This is a genomic window from Blautia sp. MSK20_18, from assembly GCF_020553125.1.
Classification (GTDB): domain Bacteria; phylum Bacillota; class Clostridia; order Lachnospirales; family Lachnospiraceae; genus Blautia_A; species Blautia_A fusiformis.
The window spans coordinates 32,115-51,184 of sequence record NZ_JAJCGR010000013.1; the positions used below are offsets into that span (position 1 = coordinate 32,115).

A 19,070-nucleotide genomic window follows, 5' to 3' on the forward strand; every position below is an offset into this window, starting at 1 on the left:
TTAAGCATTTGGCTTCCAATTTAATTTGCTGATTTCACGGTTTGCTGTCCGCGCAATAGCCACACCGTACAATGCAAGCATACAAACAACGACAAGCGCCATAACGAGCAGCATAGGATAAGACTGTTGCAGTTTTGCCATATTAGAGTATAGGTAATGCTGCATTGCGCAAATTCCGACTGTACCGCTGATACACGCAGGAAACAGCGGGAGCAGAAAATACCATAGCACCTGTTGGTTTATGGAACGCTTCATTTGTTCGCGTCGTGCGCCCAGAATAGAAAGTGTCGCATACCTTGCCTTTGTTTCTCGCATTTGGGTTAGGAATTGCAGGGCAAGTAGGGCGCAAGCGATAATTAGAAGCATAAAACCCATGTATAAGGTCGTGTAGCTGCCGGAAATGACATAAAATAGTTGCCGTCCGAAATTGTCCAAATAGCTTTCGCAGTACAGGCCAGAGGGCTTTAACAGGTCACGGGCTTCCATAATCGACACCATCAGGCCATCAGCTTCCACAGTTTCGCTCGGAATACAGAAATTGTGATAAACGGTAACGGTGTCTGGATTTACATATTCAGAATATACTTCATCGGAAACAATCAATGCGGTTATGATTTTTACGTTTTCATCCGCAGTCAAGCCTTTCATCGGCACAAACGGGATAAGCGTAATTGGCAGTCCGTCAATAGAAATCAAGACTTTACCATTAGCCCGTGCGTCCTCCGCAATCTGGTTCAACATGGTGGTGGTTTCTTCTTTTGTACTCCCCTGAAAATCCGGGTTAAGATAGAATACAGCTTCGTCGATTCCAAGAACGATAGTTTTTTCTCCAGCTGCTTCCAGCAATTCGTTATATGAAGATACGGGAATTAAAAATGGCGAAGCTCCCGTAGTATCAATACACCCTAAAAGGTTAAGCGCGGCTGGTTGATTGGGACTGAACTCATAGCTTGTAGCTCCTTGTGTGACGGGATCCTCTACTTCTGGCGGCAGATTCAAAACAACCTGTTCACGCAGCCCGGACCAATCTATAAAAGAGTTCGCTTTCACGGAAGCTGGGCGTTTCATTGTTCCTGTTTCCATGCGGCTCAAATCAGCCACATAGGGCTGCATTTGCTTACCCGAAAGGTATTTTTCAACAGTCGCTTCATTGCCCGTGACGGTAAAATCGTAAACAGAAGATCCCCGCGTCATTTGGTTCCCATACGACATAATGCGGGTTGATCCGTCCGCAATGAGCATGATAGTGAGCATAATCAAAATAGATGCAACACCGATTGAAATATACTTGTGGACTATATTTTCGTGTAACTGCCGCAGAGTGAAAATATATAGACCGTGTGTTGTGTTGCGTTTCACAGAAGCCGCCGCTGCGCTCAGCAAGCCTGCAAGCCCACGGATAAAAAGCATTGTTCCCACAATACCTAATATCACGGCAACAATTATCATCATACCGCCAGCAACCATGAAATACTTTAGGATTACCCAATATGCAAGCGTCAAAACTACCGCTCCGAGAATGAGGGAAAATAAGTTCCCACTCATTTTTCCAACTTGCTGTTTCTTCGCCATTTCTCCATAAAGGAGTTGGTGGATTTCTTTGTTGAATAGTTTTCCACAAAGGATGAACAACGCGACAACTTGAATCATTAGAAATCCAAGCGTTGTCAAGAGAACAGCGCTCACAGAAAAACTTGACTGATGTGCAATTATGCCGCGACCTACAAGCCGTGCCGTAGCAAGGCTGATTACCTCTGATAAAAAGCCGCCGCAGATCAGTCCGCCCAAAAGAGCCAGCAGTGATGTGATTAGCCCCTCTGCCATGATTTGAATAAACAAGTGTCGCTTTGTCATTCCAAACATCAGGTAAAGCCCTAATTCCCGGCTCCTACATTCAAGCTGATATTTGTTCGCAAAAATGACAAGGAAAAACACAAACAGCAGCGAAAAAAGATAAACCGTCGGCATTAGCATTGTCAGAAGTCGATTAACAGCGTCACTTTCGATTTCCTCCAAGAAGCGCATCACGTCCTGGCTTCCAAGGGAGAGGACGATATAAAATGTGGCTACAGCTGTAACCATAGTAAGAAAATAAATCAGGTTCTCACTACGGTTTCGTTTGGAGTTTCGCCACGCAAGGTTAAAGAACATTTGCACTCCCTCCTCCCATCTGTGCCATTACCTGTAAGATACGCGCATAAAATTCCTCCCGTGTTTCAGTCGGAATTTTCCGGCGCAGCTCATGGAAAATCACACCGTCCTGTATGAATAGGATTCTGGAACAAAAACTTGCAGCGTTCGGGTCGTGTGTTACCATCAAAATTGTGCGTCCGCGACCGTGATTGATCTCGCACAGTTTTTCCATAAGCAACCGCGCTGCCTTTGTATCCAATGCCCCAGTTGGCTCATCTGCCAAAATAATATCGGGGTCGGAAATCAAACTGCGGGCGGCAGCGACGCGCTGTTTTTGACCACCTGACATCTGCGCCGGAAATTTGGAGAGCACATCCGTGATTCCAAAAAGTCCTGCAATGTCATTCAACTTCTTCTCCGCAGCAGATATATCTACATTATGGATAGAAAGCGGCAGCAGGATATTTTCTCTGCCAGTCAAGTTGTCAAGCAAAGCAAAATCCTGAAACAGATAGCCTATTTTATTGCCCCGATACTCAGCCAGTTTTTCGCTATCAAAGGAACTCACATTTGCGCCGGAAAGCAGGACCTGCCCGGAGGTCGGTTTAATAACCGTAGCAATGCAATTTAGCAGGGTCGTTTTTCCTGATCCGCTTGCGCCCATGATCCCCAAAAATTCGCCATCAAGAACATCAAAGGTAATGCCATTAAGAGCTTTTGTAGGAACACCCTCTTTCGTATATACCTTGTGTATATCTCGGACTTCCAAAAGTTTTTCTTTGCAATTCATATTATCACCTTTTGCCTTTTCGCTTTTTGATTAGTTGTTGATTATATTTTACTGCATGGCAGGAAGATAAACCACTTACAGTTGATGTAAGGTTTCTATGCTAAATGCTAAAGGGCGGCGATGTGACGTTTGTGCCAGATCGCCGCTGCTTTTCTTTATATTTATTCTATCCGATGTGCTTGCCCGCTTCAAGGTAATAGTTATGAATTATTTTGGCTATCAAGTGGAACTATATAAACATATCCGAAAGAAACAAATTTTCTTGATAAAGATCATGTTTCTTCACTCAAAGATAGCTTTACAAAATACACCTCTAAGGCTACTACAATAGGTAGGGCGCAAGGTCTTATGCAGAAGCACTTTGAGACCTTGCGCCCTCTGTTATTCTACCCTAAAAATACTTTGCCAGCTGCTTCAGACCACGCCGGATGCTGTCACGGATACAGGTAAGTTTGCATCCTTCATTACTCTTTAATGGAATTTGTATTCTCAGTTTTATAATCGGTATAATCAAGCCCATTAACCGGCATAATAAGGTCATTCCATCACATAAACCGGAACGATACGATATTATTGAGGTGAACGATTATGCCGATTGATGATTTAACTGCTTTAGGGCAAAAAATGCGGGAAGCCCGAAAGAATAAAGAACTGACACAACAGGAACTTTCTGATCTGAGCCATGTTTCTGTAAAGCAAATCGCCAATATCGAAAAAGGGAAAATGAATCCTTCCTATTTGATTTTGAGAGCATTGGCAAAGGTCCTGCACATCTCTTTAGATACACTTATAAATCCAGATGTTTCTCTGGAGGATGAGGGTGTCAATCAGATGAAAATGCTTTATTCCAGCTGTCCGCCAGAAATGCGTGACACCCTGCTGCATCACACCCAGGAAACGGTGAAAGAACTGACAGAGTTGTCCGAAAAATTTGAAACGAATTGAGCCAGTGAGTGAAATTTAACGATTCTCTCACTGGTTCTTTTCATTTCATATAAAATTAAAATTTCAATCAAATAAAAAAGTCAACTTGTACATATCAAATTTCTCTTCATAGGTTATAACTTATATTTTTATTTTCAAAGTATACCATATCCCATGATTGTTCCGTTATTAATATTATAGCTTCTCTGGTTCACGGCATTGCTGGAGTTTCCTTCTACGGTGTATACGGTACTGCCTTCGGTTTTCTCCACGATTCCCACATGGTCTGAGGTTCCGTCCCCGTTCCAGTCAAAAAAGATCAGGGTTCCGGGTGCTGGGGAATATCCCCGGCTTTTCCACTTTCCCTTGCTCTGGAACCATGCGATTCCATCATCGCACAGGGAGAATTTTGGCATCTTGCCGCTCTCGATGAGTCCTGCCTGATCCCCACACCAGCTGGCAAAGCAGGCACACCATGCCACATGGCTGTCAAAGCCATACCACGACCAGAACTTCTGGCCTCCCTCATTTCCAAGCTGGGTAAGTGCCACCGATACGATCTGGCCGCTGCCTCCAAACAGGCCGGCAAACAATCCGCCGCTGGAATAATACCGCAGGACATGTGGGACGTACTCTGGGTCGCCATAGGCACTCCATCCATGCGAAGCCGCCTGCTCGTTGGAGAACTGCAGGGCATTTTCGGCACTGTAACCGCCATACTTCCGTATCGCCCACGTTATGTATCCGTTGCCGTAGTTATATCCTTGCAGGGACAGTTTCAGCTTATCCATATCCTGTGGACTGGTGCATCCGGCTTCCTTCAGGCAGTCTGCATAATACTGGATTCCTACCTGTATGGAGTAATCTGCGTCCTGGATGGCATTGGGACTGTTGGAGTACCTAGTGTTGTATGGGCACTCACTGCTCTGCATGGGATCGGTTCCCCGGCCGCCGGATTCCTGCATCATGATCGCCTGTATCACGGAAACGTATTCGGGGATTCCGTACTGGTTGGCATATTTCTGGATAGCTGTTGTATAGGAAAGGACTTCCTGACTCAATGCTTCGTTGCTCTCTGAGCTTCCTGAAAATGCCGCACCGCCAATGATTCCAACCATGATAACCAATAAAAGAACGATAACTGCTCCGGCGGCTCCCAGTGCAGCCATCATGGACTGCACGGTTTTCGCTGCCACTTCCACGGCGGCCCTAGCCGCCTTGAATGTATTCTCCCCTGCCCTTGCCGTTTTCTGTATCCGACGGATTCCATCAGAAGTCTGCAAGGCTGCTTTCTTCGCCGCCTGTTTCGCTGCCCTTCGTTCCATCTGCTTCTGCATCCGGGCTGTCAGGGCGTTGGAGCTGGCCGCACGGAGCTTCTGCTCTGGCTGGACGCTGATCTTCGCAGACTGGGGAGCCGTCTTGATGATACGCTTCTGTATGGTTTTCGGCTCCGGCTGTTTCCTTGGTTTTTCTTTAATCCGAATGGTTTCCGGCTGTTTCTGTCGGATGGCGGTCTGCCTTACTGTATCTTTTGCTTCCTTCTTCCGGCTCTGTTCTCGGATGGAGAGCTGCTTCATTTCTGCTATTTCCTGTCTGTTCTGGATTCTTGGTGTCTCCCTGGCAGCCCGGATCTTCTGCTCTTTCGTTTTGACGGCATCTGAAACCACCTTTTGCCGCTGGGCTTCCTGGATCTGTACTTCCCGGATCTGTGCTTCCTGAGCTTCCCGGCTGGCAGGATTGGCGGTCTGTGTGTCCCCTGTTCCTCTGGCGGTTTCTTTCTCCGCTTCTTTTTTGCCAGCGGCTCTCTGTTTGATCTTCTCGTAGGAAGTCTGTGCGGCTGTCTTTCCGGCTCTGGTTACAGTTCTGCCTGTCTTTCTTGCAGCCCATTCCTCTGCGGATGTGACTTTCCCACTGGCATATTCGGATGGGGACTGTTCTCCCATGTCATTGTCCCTGGCATTTGCGATGGTCTGGGATTTTTCCTTGCTCTCCAGTATGGCCGTCCGCATCAGCTCCTTGGGGATTCTGGAGGCAGGATTTTTGGTCTTTGGTTTTGTTGTAACTTCTTTGGTTTTGATATCCTTCATCTCTCACCTCCAGTCCCGGCTTGTCCCGCTCTTACGCTTCGCCCGGCTTGGTTGTCATCAGGCGGTACAGTTTTGTATTTCTTGGAAACGAATTTTCAAATGGCACCAGATTTCCGGAACAGCGGATCAGACCATGGCCGGCACCCACATTGGTGATGTAGGATAACTGGTTGTCTGAAATATTCAGAAGTGCCGCCAGCTCGTCCCGGTCGGTGGTGGCCTGATTCAAAAGGATCAGGAACTCACTGTTCGCCAGCATCAGGCGGGCGGTATCGGATTTCAGAAGTTCCTCTACGTTCTGGGTAAGCCCGGTGACAAATCCGGAATACTTACGGATACGCTTGTACAGGCGGTAGAAAAAGTCCGCACTGTATTCGTAGCGGAACAGCAGATAAAACTCATCCGCAAAGATCCATGTCGTTTTTCCCTTCTTCCAGTTCTGGATCACACGGTTGAAAATAGAATCCAGTGTGACCAGCATGCCAAGGGGCATCAGCTGTTCGCCCAGCTCCCGAATATCATAGTCGATGATACGGCTCTTCGTGTTGACATTGGTTTCCTGGGCAAAGGTGTTCAGACTTCCGTTGATAAACAATTCCGAAGACAAGGCCAGTCCTCTGGCTTCTTCCTCCGGCTGGAGCATGAGCTGTCGGTACAGGTCTTTCAAAGTCGGCACCTGCCCTTTGTAACCGCCCCTCATATAATCCCGGTACACATCTGCGGTGCAGCGGTCGAGGATGGATTTCTCCTTTGCCGAAAGGTTTCCGGCTCCGACAAGCTGCTCAAACAAGGACAGGATAAATTCTGACTTCTCAATGAGCGGGTTGCGGTCATTGCCATAGGCGGAATCCATGTCCAGTGCATTCAGATGGGTATCCGAGGTTGCCGAGATCCGGATAACCTCTCCGTTTAAGGCTTCCACCAAAGAAGCAAACTCCGACTCTGGATCAAGGATGAGGATGTCATCTTCCGTGGAAAGGGCAAGGTCTACGATCTCTTCTTTTGCTGAGAAGCTCTTTCCCGAACCGCTGACACCCAGTCGGAAAGAGTTGCCATTTAACAGTTTCCTTCGGTCTGCCACCAGCATATTTTTGCTGACTGCATTCTGCCCATAATAGATGCCGCCCGGCTGCATGATCTCCTGCGTATGGAATGGAATCAATACGGCAGTGGACTCTGTGGTAAGGGTTCGCACGGCATCGATTTTCCGCAGGCCATACGGCAGGACGGTATTCAGTCCATCGACCTGTTGCCATTTCAGGGTTGCCATCTGGCAGAGGTGTTTTCTTGCAATGGAATACAGGGTTTCCGTATCAGAATCCAGTTGTTTCTTGCTTTCTGCCATATGTACCATTGTCAGGATACCGAACATCATCCTCTGGTCCCTGGTAGTCAGATCGTCCAGCATTTCCTTGGTCTCTTTTCTCTGCAGCTCCATGTCATAGGGAACTACGGCTGAAAAGTTATTGTTGGCATTCTGGCGTCTCTGCCAGTTGGTGACGTTTGTCTCCACGCCCAGCAGTCGGTTCTGGATCTCACGCACCGCTTCGTCTGTCGGTACGGGGATGATATCAATGGACAGCATCAGGTTCCTGCCAAGGCTGCACAGTTCGGAGATCATCTCATCCTTTACATAGCTGGCGTAATCTTCCATAAAAAGGACTCTGCCGTACTGCTCGCCCAGCTTGAAATGGTCGTTATGGAATTCCATCGTGTCCGGGCAGATCCAGTCTTTGAAGCTGTGTCCTTTTTTCGCAAAGGCTTTCATGTCAAATGGAAAACTCTGTGGAACGTCTGCCTTGAAAAAGTCCCGGAAGATCTGTAGCCTCTGCTCTGCATCCAGCTCTTCCCCAATAGAGGACAGCTTGGCCAGATGGGTGATGATGTCCGTTCCCACACGTGCGAAATAGGTTCTGGCTTCATCGATGTTTTTCTTGTGGACGCTGATGGTCAGATAGCGTTCCTGGTAGATACTGTTGTTGGTACCGGAGATCTTGGAAAGGAGCATGTCATTGTACTCTTTCCGGTACTCGTCCAGACCGTCCCCTTTCATCGGGATCAGCAGGGACTGCTCAAACTCTTCCTTGTTGATCTTACGATTGTTCAGGGTGATCTTCGCCGTACAGCCAGAATCCAGTGCATTTAAAAGTTCAGAGTAGTCCAGGAACATTTCCGTCTTGTCCGCTTTACTGGCAATGGAATAGTTGATATCCGTAAACCGGAATGTCCTGGAATACTTGCTCTCCACCTGAAAAATACCATCTGGCCAGATCTTGCGAATCGGGATGGCCTGCTGGACAGACTTCGGTACTTTAAATTTTTCCTTGTCCTGTTTCAGTGTCTGACTCAGGGTTTTAATCAAAGGCATCACCCCTTCCTCTTCGCTTCTTTGGTTTCTTCTGTTTCGTCCGCTTCTTTTCCAGAAGTTCCGCTCCGTTTTCCATCATTTTCTCACCCAGCCGCAGGCTCTCTTCCATGCAGGAAAGGTACAGGTTCTCCGACTTAAATACCAGCCGCTTCGGGTACAGCAGTTCGGATTTAATGACTACCCATGCAAACTGTTCTGCCGTCATGCCGTGGTAACGGAAAAAGCCGCAGGCTGCAAAGGGAGCCGCCCCAAGGATGCACAGCCATCCGGTTACCTGTTCCCCGGCATATTTCCGGGTGACAAAATAGATTCCAAGGGCTGCCAGGATCGCCAGTACCGAAAATAAGCACTGCCGGAAGCTTAAGCCCCAGAACATTGACTCCTGATAGTCTCGGATTTCTTTATTCATTTTCACTTCCATGTTGTTTTCTACCTTTCTCTCTGTGATTTGTTCTTTGGTTTCTGTTTTGGTGCATCCGCAATCTGGATGCCGTGGCTTTCCATAAATTCTCTGGTTCCCTGCGGATCATATTCTGCCAGTTTTTTCAGGTCAAAGGCGACCTTCTGAAAAGTGCAGTAACCGGAAGCTACAGTCTCCGGCAATACCCTGCCCAGCTTGTATTTCCGAATAAAACGCAGATGCTCTTTGCTGAAATTGTGGTCGATATAGGCTTCGTTCACACCGTTCAGCGGAGCATGGTGCAGGTTCACCGTAAGGTCGGAAAAAAGTTCCGGGTAGCCATACTCTGTCTGGTAGATCCCGACATACAGACGGTTCCTGTCCAGGTAACCGCTGACCCGTAAGAATACTTCCTCCGGCTGCGCTCCACTGTCATAGACTAATTTCTTTGGTTCTTCCATTTTCTTGCCTCCTATAATCCCATGATTTCTTTTACGATCCGGTCGGATGCCTTGACTGCCCCGACAAGTACAAGCAGGTTAAAGACCAGTTCCCCGACATAATTCCAGACAATGGTCACGGCGGACAGGCTGGTGTCCCCGATGGCCGGCGGACTTGCCGCAAATACCGAAAAGATGATACAGGCCAGTGCGATGATGGCTCCTTCCAAACATACTCCGGCATAGGAACGGATAAAGTTCTTTCCTACAGACTGGGTTGGCTCCCCGGCAAAGGTTGCCAGTGGAATCGGTGCGATGGCCGTGTACATGTACAGCTTGAACATTCTTCCATATACGGTCAGGATCATTACAAAGGAAAGCACGGTAATTAGCAGACTGCCTAACAGGGTTACGATCCACAAAGGGATGGATTCCAGCATCCCGACCGCTTCGATCTTGTCCACGATCTCCGAGGGCAGTTCCGTTACGGTTCCTCCTGCCATCCCGGAGTGGGACATGATGTTTGTCACGATGCCCTGCATAATGGAAAAGATCGCAGTCAGAAGCTCCATGCCGGACATAACGGCTCCCTGTGCCAGTGCAAAACGGATAAAGGCTTTCACTACGTGTTCCGGCTTTTTCATATCCGTGAAGCTCCCACAGGTTTTTACCAGCCCTGCCGCAAAGAACAGAACCAGCAGGCCGTACCCGATGGCTTTCAATCCACCGTTGATGTTCGTCATCACGCTCCAGATTGCCCCGCCCTTGAAATTCTCCGGGCTTTGCGTCAGCAGTGTCCAGATTTCAGCCAGCTTGTCGCTCCAGGTCTGCAAGGCAGAATTTAGATTCTGTACGATCCAGTTATCACTCAAACAGTTTCACCTCCCATCCTCAAAAGTGAGCAGGGAGCCGGCATTTCGCATGGCTCCCCTTCTGGACTCTTCTCCTATCCCATGATCAGGTCCAGGATCTCTTTTGCAAAGGTAATGATGATACCGCCTGCCAGTGTCAGAAATCCGTTTGCCCTCTGGCTCGGATCGTGGCTCTTTAAGGACAGGCCGACCTGCACGATACCAAATCCAAGCAGGATCAGGCCAATGGCACGGATCAGGGAAAAGATAAACGTGGACAGGTTATTGACGACTGCCAGCGGATCACCCGCAGCGTAAACGCAGGTTGCCCCGATGCAGAAGGTCAGCACCATCACCGCATACAGGGCAAACAGTTTCTTCTGCCCTCTCTTCATCTTCAGCGGTGCGGTCTCTTTCCTGATTTCTGTGTGTTTCTTATTTTTCAGTAAATTCATTGGCATTCCTCCCATCAAAAAAGCTCCCCGATGATGTCCTCATCCAGAAGCAGTTCGTAATCGTCATATCTTGTTTCGTCAAATGTAAAATCGTCATGCGCCAGCGGTGCTTTCGCATAATTGAACGGGCCGGCACCTCCGTCCTCGGTATACCGGATGTTGGGATGCTTCATCAGGTCATACTTGGCATCCAGTATGGGCCGCTCCCCGCGGATAAACAGAAGTGCATTCTGGTTATCCAGCATACGGACTTCATCCGGCTGTAACAGCTCCCTTCCGCTCTGCTGGAAGTTGGTGGAGTAGCTGCCGGATTTTCCTTTGGTCTGCCCGTAGGTGTTGGTGTCTATGGTTTCTTTCCCCAGTAATTCTGATACATATTTGTGTGTCTCTTTTTCATTGCCGCCCAGGTACAAAAACTCATCGCAGTTGCCCACCAGACTTTCCCAGGAGTCCTTGAACAGAGCCTTTAGCTGGCTCATGTTCTGGATGATGATGCTGCAGTAAATGGAACGGGAACGGCAGGTTGCCAGGATCTTCTCAAACTCATTTGGCAGGGATACGTTTGGAAACTCATCCATGATGCAGTTGACCGGAACCGGGAGGGCACCGCCATGCACACGGTCTGCCATGTAATAAAGCGTCTGGAAAAGCTGGCTGTAGATCATGCCTACCAGATAATTCAAAGAGGTGTCTGCATCCGGGATACAGCAGAAAAGCGCAACTTTTCTTTCTCCCATGCTGGAAAGATCCAGTTCATCAGTATTGGTCAGCTTGGCGATCTGCGGCAGATTGAAGGCTGCCAGCCGGACACCTACACTGATCAGGATGGACTTGGCGGTCTTTCCTGCTGCCTGCTTGTAAATGTGATACTGCTTGACGGCAATGCTGTCCGGGTCCCGCATCTCCAGACGGTCAAACAAAATGTCCAGAGGGGACTCGTAGTCCTCGTCCTCTTCTTTTACCTGTGCCGAGCCTAACATCTCCATGATCATGGCGAAGTTCTGTTCTTCCGGCGGAGCTTCGTGGAGCAGATACAGCATCAGTGCCTGAAGCAGTGCGGTTTCGCTCTTCTCCCAGAAGGGATCAGAGGACTGGGAACCTTTGGGTGTGGTGTTTTGTATCAGATTGGAAATAAGACGGAGCACGTCTTTGTCATCGTGGACATACTCGAATGGATTGTAGCAAAAAGATGTGTCGGGATTGATGAGGTCAAAGACACGCACCTCATATCCTTGCTTTTCCAGCAGACCGCCTGTCTTTCGGAGCAGCTCGGCTTTCGGATCGGTGATGACCATCGAACAGCAGCACTGCATGATGTTTGGCAGGGCAAAGCCTCTGGATTTTCCTGCACCGGAGCCTCCCACTACGAGAATGTTGAGACATCTGCGGTGCTTGTGGGTGTCAAGGCTAATGCGGAAGTTTTGTGTCAGCAGGATGTTCTGGGAGTACGGCTTCTGGCTATATTTCTTACAGATCTGCCGGGCATCGCCCCATCTGGCAGAGCCATGTTCTTCCCCTCTGCGGTAGTTCTTCTGACTGGAATAAAAAATGCCGATCCCAGCTGCGTAAAGTAACGTGCAGACCAGCATCGACTTGATGGTATATTCCGTATAATGAAACTGGAAGGGATGGTTCAGCTTTTCTGTGAGAACCTCCATCAGCTCGAAAAGATTCCTGCCCGGCTGGATGGCATCCGCAAGCAGGATTGCTACCCACCAGATGACAGGCAGTCCGGCAAGCCAAATCATCCAGTCTGACTTCCGGCTGTTTGTTACCGGGATGGCTGCTGTTTGGGCCTCTCTGCTCTTGGCAGGTCCGTAATGTGGAAGCTGTCCACTCCCGGAACGAGGGCAAGGCTGCTTCCATTCTCCCAGTTTACGTGGATCTGCCCTGCATCGTCTACCATATCCACCTTACCTTTTAAGCCGGGTGGCATGTGGCTCTCCCCCTCCATGCTGTTAAGCGTGACCTCGGTTCCCGGCGGATATCTTCTCCGCATGGCTTCTATTCTTTCTTGTGTCATATTTCTGTATATTTGTACCACATCCTTTCTTCATCTTCCCCTTCCACGGTATGGGCGGTATCTGGATTTCATGATCTTTAACAGGACGCTGTCGATCCCATCGGAATAGCGTCCGTTTTTCAGGTATGTGTCCCGGAGCTGGTTTAAGGCTTCCACGGATTTGCTGTGTTCGGCTTCTGTCAGGTAGAGCTTTCCCTCTTCCTGCTCTGCCAGCTTCAGAACCAGATCCCGTATGGTATCCACCGGAAGCCCCTGTTCTTTTTCCTGCCGGAACACTTCCCGGAGTGCATGGATCAGCATGTGGTTCATGATCCGGTCCATCTTTACATATCGCATTCTTGTCATAGGCGAGCCTCCTTATTTCCTCTTTTTTCTCAACCACAACATACCACACTTCCTCCCGGAAAGCTACTGCAAAAGAGCCGGAAAAGCCCCTTTTTATCAGCGTTCCGGAGACTTTTTACTCTTGGCAGGTTTCTCCGTTTTTTCCTCCGGGATGGCAAATTCATCGGTCATAAATTCCTGCTCGCTTTTGCCAAGGTTGCGGTCTACCTGCTTGCCAATGGAATAGGCTGCACTCTTTACATCCTGGATAAAGGAGCGGAGTTCTTTCGGATCTTTCTGTCCGAATGCCTGCATCTGGCATACCTTGTCAAAGGAAAAACCGGAGACATCCACGCCGTATTTCTGTGCTGTCACATACGCCGCACAATAGGCCTGTGCCGATACCCCTGCCCGGCTGTAGCTTCCATCGTGATGGTCAAGGGATGCACAGGCCAACTCCCGGCTGATGGAATGGAACGTTGCATTTTCGCTCATGCCATTTCGGACATAGATCGTCCGCTTGTTCGGGATGTACTGTGCCTGTACCTTATCCGGCAGATTGTCTGCGATCTGAATCCGTACCTCGCTGTCGGTCAGCAGTGCTTCCATCAGCTGGTCCATCGGCTTTGGCTCTGCCTCTTCCGGCTGCTTGGTACGGATCTGGCTGATGTCATAGGCTTTCTGGATGGAGTACCCCTGCTGGATGACACCGTCCTTTTCATATTCCTGTCCGACAATGAAGTTGTATCCCTTGCTTCCGGTCTTGACTACCTTGCCTTCTTCCTTCCATTTTTCAAAGGTCTTGACCTGCCGGATCTCCGGATTCTGTGCATAAAGCAGGAACAGGTTGTCTGTCCTCTGCGGCTTGCACTGTCCCATAAAATCAAGGAATCCTTTTAAGGAGTCCCCATTCTGGAAGACCTCCTGTGCCTTTCCATCGATCATACCCCAGATTTCTTCCCTCTCCTGCTTTTTCTGTGCGGCATATTCTTCTTTCGATAACCGCTGGGCGGACTGCTCCTGCGAGTCCTGCCCTAAAAATTTTGTCAGGTCCATCTCCTACCTCGCTTTCACCTTTCGTTTCTTTCTTGCTTTCTTCTGCGTTTTCCTTGGTCCACGGTTCTTTTCCCGGCTCCGCTTCTGGGATTCCTCTGCTTTCTCCCGTTTGATGTTCTCCAGCTCCCGGCGGACACTGGGACGCTCCTGTTCCCTCTGCCCTGCATCAGTCCCTTTTTCCTGCCCGGTAGAAATATTTCTGCTGTGCAAGGAAGAGCCGGACAGATTCTCTTCCCCCTCTTCCTGCACCGGGATAAAATTTTCCGGTTCGGAAAACTCCTTTTCGGGATGATTCTGGTTCTTTTCCTCTTCAGAAAAGTCCATGTCACCGACCTGGAATGCTTCGTCCAGATCGCTGATTTCAAACTGCACCTCGCCCTCCGGCATCTGCACAGTTTCCTGTACTGCTTCGGTTTCCGGTGCTTCCATTCCGGCGGTTACCTCATGGACAGCTTCCCCGACTTCGCTCCTTACAAAATCAAGGTTCATCTTATCCATGACACGGTTGACTTTGGCTGCATCATCGGCAAAGACCATGACCTCGCTCATCTCCGGGTTCTTTTTATCCCGGATGATCACATAGAGCAGTCCTCGTTTCCTGCCCTCACTGCAGAATTCACGCAGGCGGTCAGATGGCACAGTGAAGAACTTCAATGGCTTGTTCTCCTTTAACATCCGCACCATTCTGGTCTTGCCCCTCGTTTTCTTCTGGTCTTTTAATACGGCGGCAACAAATACCGCCAGATGCTTTGCCAGCGTACCCGAAAGCCTGAGCCCGTGGTCCACGCCGTCTAGGGAATACCGGACGATCTGGTCCGCCGCATCGCCTCCATAATTCATGTTGTTCACCTGCTTTCTGTTCTCGGTTTTCTGTTTTTCTCCGTCTGTTCTTCTTCCTGTCTCTGGATCTGCTCTGCCAGACGCATCTTTTCTTCCATCTCCTGGGACTGCTGTTCGATCCGGATACAAATGCGGATATCCTTTCGAAGCGGCTTCAGTTCTTCGGTGATCTGACCTATCCTGACACTGTCCGGTTCGCTCCGGTAGAGCCGCTTCCGCTCTTTCGTGAGTGCCTGTACCCTCTCTTCCAACGATGTGCGGTAGGCGAGTAGCTCTTCACGGCTAGTAATCTGATGCTTCTGTAGAAATTCCATCTGCTCGATCCTGGCATCCAGTTTTCGGATGTCTGCCCGGAGCACCGGGGAGATCCTTTTCGGCTTCTGCTTTAGTGCACCCATCTGGTACAGATAGGAATAGTACAGGGCCTGTATCCCTTTTAACTTCTTTTTCGGGAATCTGGAATCTCCTTCTTTTCCAGCAGGTATCCTGCTCTTGGGCTGCAAGATCCACTGCCGGATGCTCTCTTCCGAGTAATGCTTCCCAAGGCTCCGCAGACGGATATACCGTTCCATCCCCGGTGCTTTTAATGCAATGTACTTCCGGTTCAGCTTCCACTGGTATCCCCTCTGCTTCATCTGTTCCAGAAACTGTTTCCATGTGAAGCTCTCTGCCACAGCATCCCGGATGTCCAGACGGATCGAGGTTCTCCAGGTCGGCTTTCCGTCCTGTTCTGCCATCCACTGTGCATAGGATTTCCCTTTGCCGTTTTTCGGTTCGATGACAGATAAGCCGTATTTCAGGCATAAGGCATCCGAAGCTTTCCGCACATCCTCATAGTAACTCCTGCTGTTGCTGTGGTACTTTTTCCCATCTTCCATGCTCACGGAATTAAACACGATGTGGTTGTGGTAATGCTCCGTATTCAGATGGGTGGTGATGACTGCTTCGTATTTTCCCTGAAGGAGCCTTTCTGCCATTTCCATGCCGATCTGGTGAGCAAGCTCCGGGGTGACTTCCCCTTTGACAAAGCTCTGCACCAGATGGTACCCCTGTACTCCGTCCATCTTGTGGTATCGTTTCTTCGTAGCTACCATATCTTGATAGGCAGTCTCACAGACGCAGCCGATGGCATCCTCAAAAACGGAACGCTCCGTCTTGTCCCGATTCATGGCGTAATCGATGGCTTCTTCCAGAGAGCCGGCACTCTGCCCTTTCTTGGTGGTCTTATCCTTGTTTCGGATGTACGTGATGGAATTGTCCAGACGGCTGACCGGGATGATACTGGTGTATGCCATCGGCTACCATTCCTCTTTGACCAGCCTCCATGTCTCTTTCGTCATGCGGAGCATTTCCCGGATACTCTCTTCCCCGGCCATCCCACAGCCGTTGGCTACATGGGCAAGCTGATTGGCGTTGTTGCACAGACCGGATATTTTCCGCAAAAGCTCCGTATGATGCTCACAGGGTCTTGCCCGGACTTCGCCACCCATGACAATGGAACGGATGTATTCCTCACGGGACAGGCCGCTTTTTTCTACCTGCTCTTCCAGAAAACGCAGCTCTTTTGCATTGAGGCGGACTGGTATCACATGGTTCCTTTTTCTCATCTCTTCACCTGCTTTCCAACGGGTTATTGGTTGCGTCATTACATTTCACGATTTTTCCAGATCAGGAAACCTGCCAGGACGCCGATGGCTACCGCTGCAGCAATGATCTTTTTCTTCATATGGGCCTCACCCCCTTTCCGATACCTGGCACAGCTCCATCGGGGCGAACATGATCCCTCTCTTTTCCATCTCTTTTGCGAATTCCAGGAGGTTCCATTTTTTCCCATCAATCATAGCAGAATCGGCATCCAGATAGTGGCAGGTGGATACGTTCCGCTCTCCATTTGGGGCATTCTGCACAAGGCTTTCCCCGTCTGCCAGACGGAACAGTTCCTCTCCCTGGCTGTTTACAAAACAGATGCACACGCCGTGGTCAATGATCTCCTTTGGTTTCATCCGGCACCGCTCCAGTGCCTCATCCTCACGTTTTCCAGCTATGAAAAGACACATTGCAAAAACGCCCATTACTCCTCCGGTCATTGTGCCAAGTATAAATCCCAACATTTTTTCGTTCTCCTTTCGTCTGTTTACGGCTCGGTATGGGGGATTGGGGTTCTCCCCAAAGTGCGTTTGGATATCCAAACGCTATGCTTGCAAAACCAGTCGCATCCGGTTTCGTCCCCTCTGAACCAGTCGTTTTTCTGAATCATTCATTTTCCTTGATTTTGCTCAACCCATCCAGTGTGGTACAGATGATATGGAGTCTGTCAGCCATGCTGATCTCCGTGTTCATCGTCCCGGTGGTCTCTTTTCCGCAGACAACCACCATCCTGCACCGCCTTAATATCTGGTGGGACATTCTCCGCATGGCCTGCATATCCTCTGCATCCCCGTCATCAAGGAATGGGGAAAAGCTGTACTGCGGGCAGATCGGCACATATCCCAGTTCGTAGATCTTCCGGCAGTACCGCTGTACTTTGGTCTTTCCTTCTTCTGCAGAACAGCAGACATAAGCAAGTGCCTGTTCCAATACGACCATCTCCTTTCCTGGCCGGACAGGTTTCCTCTGCCCGGCGTTTTTCCAAAAAGAAACACCCACAAAGCATTCCGCTCTGTGGATGTCTTGTGGACATCTGGATTCTTTTCTTCTCTTTTTCAGATGTCTGCCAGACATCCGGCTACTGTGGTTCTTTGTTTTCCGCTTCTTCCCCAGCTTCCAGTGCAATGCGGACACGGTCGCTTCCCAGCTTATAATACGCATCGGTCACTTCAATGCCGACTGCCTGAAACCCCGACTCTGCCGCCGCAAGGATGGTAGTACCAGCTCCGGCAAACGGGTCTAAGATCAGGCCGCCCGGCTCACAGATCTGGATGACATCCTTCATCAGCTGGAGCGGCTTTTCTGTCACATGGATGCGGTTCTGGGGATTCCCATAACGGAACACACCCGGAAGGCAGGACACCGGGCGGTTGATCGGCATCGGTCCGTTGCTTCCCCATACAATATATTCTGCCTGCTGGCGGAATCTGCCTTTCTGCGGACGGGAGTTCCCCTTGTCCCAGACGGCAGTCCCTCTCCAGATCCACCCTGCCCACTGGAGGGCATCGGTGATGGACGGGTACTGTCTCCAGTCAATAAAGAGGCAGATCGGAGCCCCTCTCTTGCAGGCTTTCCGCACATCGTACAGCCATTCTGCCATCCAGTGGGTCCAGGAACGCTGGTCTTTATTATCCCCATCAAAATCCGGCAGGGCATTTTCTGCTTTCATGCTGCTGTACTTCTGGTTGGTAGTTCGGTTGCGTTCGTTCTGCTTGGTTCCCCCGGACGCATAGGGCGGATCGGTTATAACTGCATCAAAGATCCCCGGCTGGAATCCTTTGACCAGTTTTAATGTATCTCCATGCAGGATACGCCAGTTCTCCCCTCCGGCAGACTCATCCGGCACACAGTCCGGTTTTAAAAGATCTTCAAGTTTCAGGGTATTTCCCATAGGCATCATCCTTTCGGTCGCTTATTTTCCAGATTTCTCTGGAAGTGCTTTTCTTTATGGAACTGCTCATCGGCAGGTATCCTCTTTTTTCAGTGTTTCTTTTCTTGGCGTTCTGGGCTGTTCACGGTGGTCCGACAGCTCGGTTTCCACGTATTCGCTGATGATTCCCAGCGCTTCATAGTAATTGCTGCTCTTGTGGACACGATCCGCCATTTCGTTGGCCTGTTCGGACATCCCAGCACGTCTAAGCAGTCTTGCGGCATCCCCAAGGATTGAGAAAATATTTCCGTCATGCCCTAAGAGCTTAAGTTCTGGACGGGACGGCTTTTGTTCCGGCTGCTTTTCCTGCACACCGTTTTCCGGTGCTTTCACCTGTATCTGGAAATCCGAGCCGGCACCAACATAGAAATGTAAGTATAATTCACCACCGTCTACCTTGATCTCCCGCTGTTCCAGACTTTCTCCCCAGCCATCGCTGTACTGCCCTCTCAGATACTGCCCCACCACACGGTATTCCTCTGGTGTCAGATTCTCCCGGAGTGTCAGGTTTGCACAGCCATATAAAACGCCCTCCTGTTCCTTTACCGCCATTGTAATGCGTTCCACTTTTTCCTTAATGTCCTTGTTTTGGTCAAAATAATCGATCAGGTTGCATGGCTGGTTGTCAGGCATACCGAGCCGATTGATCTCGTCAACCTTTTCTGCGATGGATGTCTGATACTGCACCAGGTCAGGTCCTTCCAATGGCTCCGCATCATCCAGATTCACAATATCTGAATAGTCCGGAATAAACTCTGCCATCAGAGGTGACAGCATTCCCACTTCTATTTTATCTTTCAAA

The 19,070-nt window shown here is 49.5% G+C and carries 20 protein-coding genes; 1 reads left to right on the forward strand and 19 read right to left on the reverse strand.

All coding sequences use genetic code 11. The annotated features are described in order from the left end of the window. Complete coding sequence (locus tag LI091_RS09105) at positions 1 to 2,151, reverse strand: ABC transporter permease (protein ID WP_008400029.1); 2,151 nt, start codon at positions 2,149 to 2,151, stop codon at positions 1 to 3. After that, positions 2,141 to 2,923, reverse strand: a complete 783-nt coding sequence (locus LI091_RS09110; RefSeq protein ID WP_008400030.1) for an ABC transporter ATP-binding protein — start codon at positions 2,921 to 2,923, stop codon at positions 2,141 to 2,143. The genes LI091_RS09105 and LI091_RS09110 overlap by 11 nt, the downstream gene beginning before the upstream one ends. 588 nt (positions 2,924 to 3,511) lie before the next feature. On the opposite strand from LI091_RS09110, the gene LI091_RS09115 reads away from it, so the two are divergent. Continuing rightward, the gene (locus LI091_RS09115) at positions 3,512 to 3,868 is read left to right on the forward strand and encodes a helix-turn-helix domain-containing protein (RefSeq protein ID WP_005337966.1); all 357 of its coding nucleotides are present in this window, start codon (positions 3,512 to 3,514) and stop codon (positions 3,866 to 3,868) included. 134 nt (positions 3,869 to 4,002) lie between these two features. On the opposite strand, the gene LI091_RS09120 is transcribed toward LI091_RS09115, so the two are convergent. From LI091_RS09120 to LI091_RS09200, 17 genes are all read right to left on the reverse strand, one after another. Continuing rightward, positions 4,003 to 5,934, reverse strand: coding sequence for a lysozyme family protein (locus LI091_RS09120; RefSeq protein WP_008400034.1), 1,932 nt, complete (start codon positions 5,932 to 5,934; stop codon positions 4,003 to 4,005). 31 nt (positions 5,935 to 5,965) lie between these two features. Next, the gene (locus LI091_RS09125; RefSeq protein WP_330508282.1) at positions 5,966 to 8,296 is read right to left on the reverse strand and encodes a VirB4-like conjugal transfer ATPase, CD1110 family; all 2,331 of its coding nucleotides are present in this window, start codon (positions 8,294 to 8,296) and stop codon (positions 5,966 to 5,968) included. Further along, positions 8,289 to 8,723 carry a PrgI family protein gene (locus tag LI091_RS09130; protein WP_158434690.1) on the reverse strand — a complete coding sequence of 145 codons (435 nt, stop codon included), beginning with the start codon at positions 8,721 to 8,723 and terminating at the stop codon, positions 8,289 to 8,291. Before LI091_RS09130 ends, LI091_RS09125 begins: the two co-directional genes overlap by 8 nt. Before the next feature lie 8 nt (positions 8,724 to 8,731). Then, entirely contained in the window at positions 8,732 to 9,163 is a 432-nt protein-coding gene (locus tag LI091_RS09135) for a DUF4313 domain-containing protein (protein WP_055056946.1), read from the reverse strand. A gap of 11 nt (positions 9,164 to 9,174) precedes the next feature. Next, a complete protein-coding gene (locus tag LI091_RS09140; RefSeq protein ID WP_173897464.1) occupies positions 9,175 to 10,014 on the reverse strand; it encodes a hypothetical protein in 840 nt (279 codons plus the stop codon). 74 nt (positions 10,015 to 10,088) lie between these two features. After that, positions 10,089 to 10,463 (reverse strand): glutamyl-tRNA amidotransferase, encoded by a 375-nt coding sequence (locus LI091_RS09145; RefSeq protein WP_173897465.1) that lies wholly within the window; start codon positions 10,461 to 10,463, stop codon positions 10,089 to 10,091. Beyond that, a complete protein-coding gene (locus LI091_RS09150) occupies positions 10,463 to 12,196 on the reverse strand; it encodes a VirD4-like conjugal transfer protein, CD1115 family (protein ID WP_158440038.1) in 1,734 nt (577 codons plus the stop codon). The genes LI091_RS09145 and LI091_RS09150 overlap by 1 nt, the downstream gene beginning before the upstream one ends. Positions 12,197 to 12,219: 23 nt before the next feature. Continuing rightward, positions 12,220 to 12,471 carry a DUF4314 domain-containing protein gene (locus LI091_RS09155; RefSeq protein WP_015513377.1) on the reverse strand — a complete coding sequence of 84 codons (252 nt, stop codon included), beginning with the start codon at positions 12,469 to 12,471 and terminating at the stop codon, positions 12,220 to 12,222. Between the two features lie 30 nt (positions 12,472 to 12,501). Then, entirely contained in the window at positions 12,502 to 12,816 is a 315-nt protein-coding gene (locus LI091_RS09160; RefSeq protein ID WP_173897467.1) for a hypothetical protein, read from the reverse strand. 96 nt (positions 12,817 to 12,912) lie between these two features. Beyond that, positions 12,913 to 13,851: an ArdC-like ssDNA-binding domain-containing protein gene (locus LI091_RS09165; RefSeq protein ID WP_008400043.1), complete on the reverse strand. Its 939-nt coding sequence runs from the start codon at positions 13,849 to 13,851 to the stop codon at positions 12,913 to 12,915. Between the two features lie 3 nt (positions 13,852 to 13,854). Continuing rightward, entirely contained in the window at positions 13,855 to 14,691 is an 837-nt protein-coding gene (locus tag LI091_RS09170) for a PcfB family protein (protein WP_008400044.1), read from the reverse strand. Positions 14,692 to 14,696: 5 nt separating this feature from the next. Next, a complete protein-coding gene (locus LI091_RS09175; protein WP_008400045.1) occupies positions 14,697 to 15,986 on the reverse strand; it encodes a relaxase/mobilization nuclease domain-containing protein in 1,290 nt (429 codons plus the stop codon). Between the two features lie 3 nt (positions 15,987 to 15,989). After that, positions 15,990 to 16,298, reverse strand: coding sequence for a plasmid mobilization protein (locus LI091_RS09180; protein ID WP_019162193.1), 309 nt, complete (start codon positions 16,296 to 16,298; stop codon positions 15,990 to 15,992). Between the two features lie 126 nt (positions 16,299 to 16,424). After that, complete coding sequence (locus tag LI091_RS09185) at positions 16,425 to 16,802, reverse strand: DUF3789 domain-containing protein (RefSeq protein ID WP_025577043.1); 378 nt, start codon at positions 16,800 to 16,802, stop codon at positions 16,425 to 16,427. A gap of 142 nt (positions 16,803 to 16,944) precedes the next feature. Next, positions 16,945 to 17,268, reverse strand: coding sequence for a DUF7768 domain-containing protein (locus tag LI091_RS09190; protein ID WP_019162195.1), 324 nt, complete (start codon positions 17,266 to 17,268; stop codon positions 16,945 to 16,947). Positions 17,269 to 17,416: 148 nt separating this feature from the next. Further along, positions 17,417 to 18,229, reverse strand: coding sequence for a DNA-methyltransferase (locus LI091_RS09195; protein WP_015513369.1), 813 nt, complete (start codon positions 18,227 to 18,229; stop codon positions 17,417 to 17,419). Positions 18,230 to 18,295: 66 nt separating this feature from the next. Beyond that, positions 18,296 to 19,069 (reverse strand): hypothetical protein, encoded by a 774-nt coding sequence (locus LI091_RS09200; protein ID WP_044932607.1) that lies wholly within the window; start codon positions 19,067 to 19,069, stop codon positions 18,296 to 18,298. Between the last annotated feature and the right edge of the window lies 1 nt (position 19,070).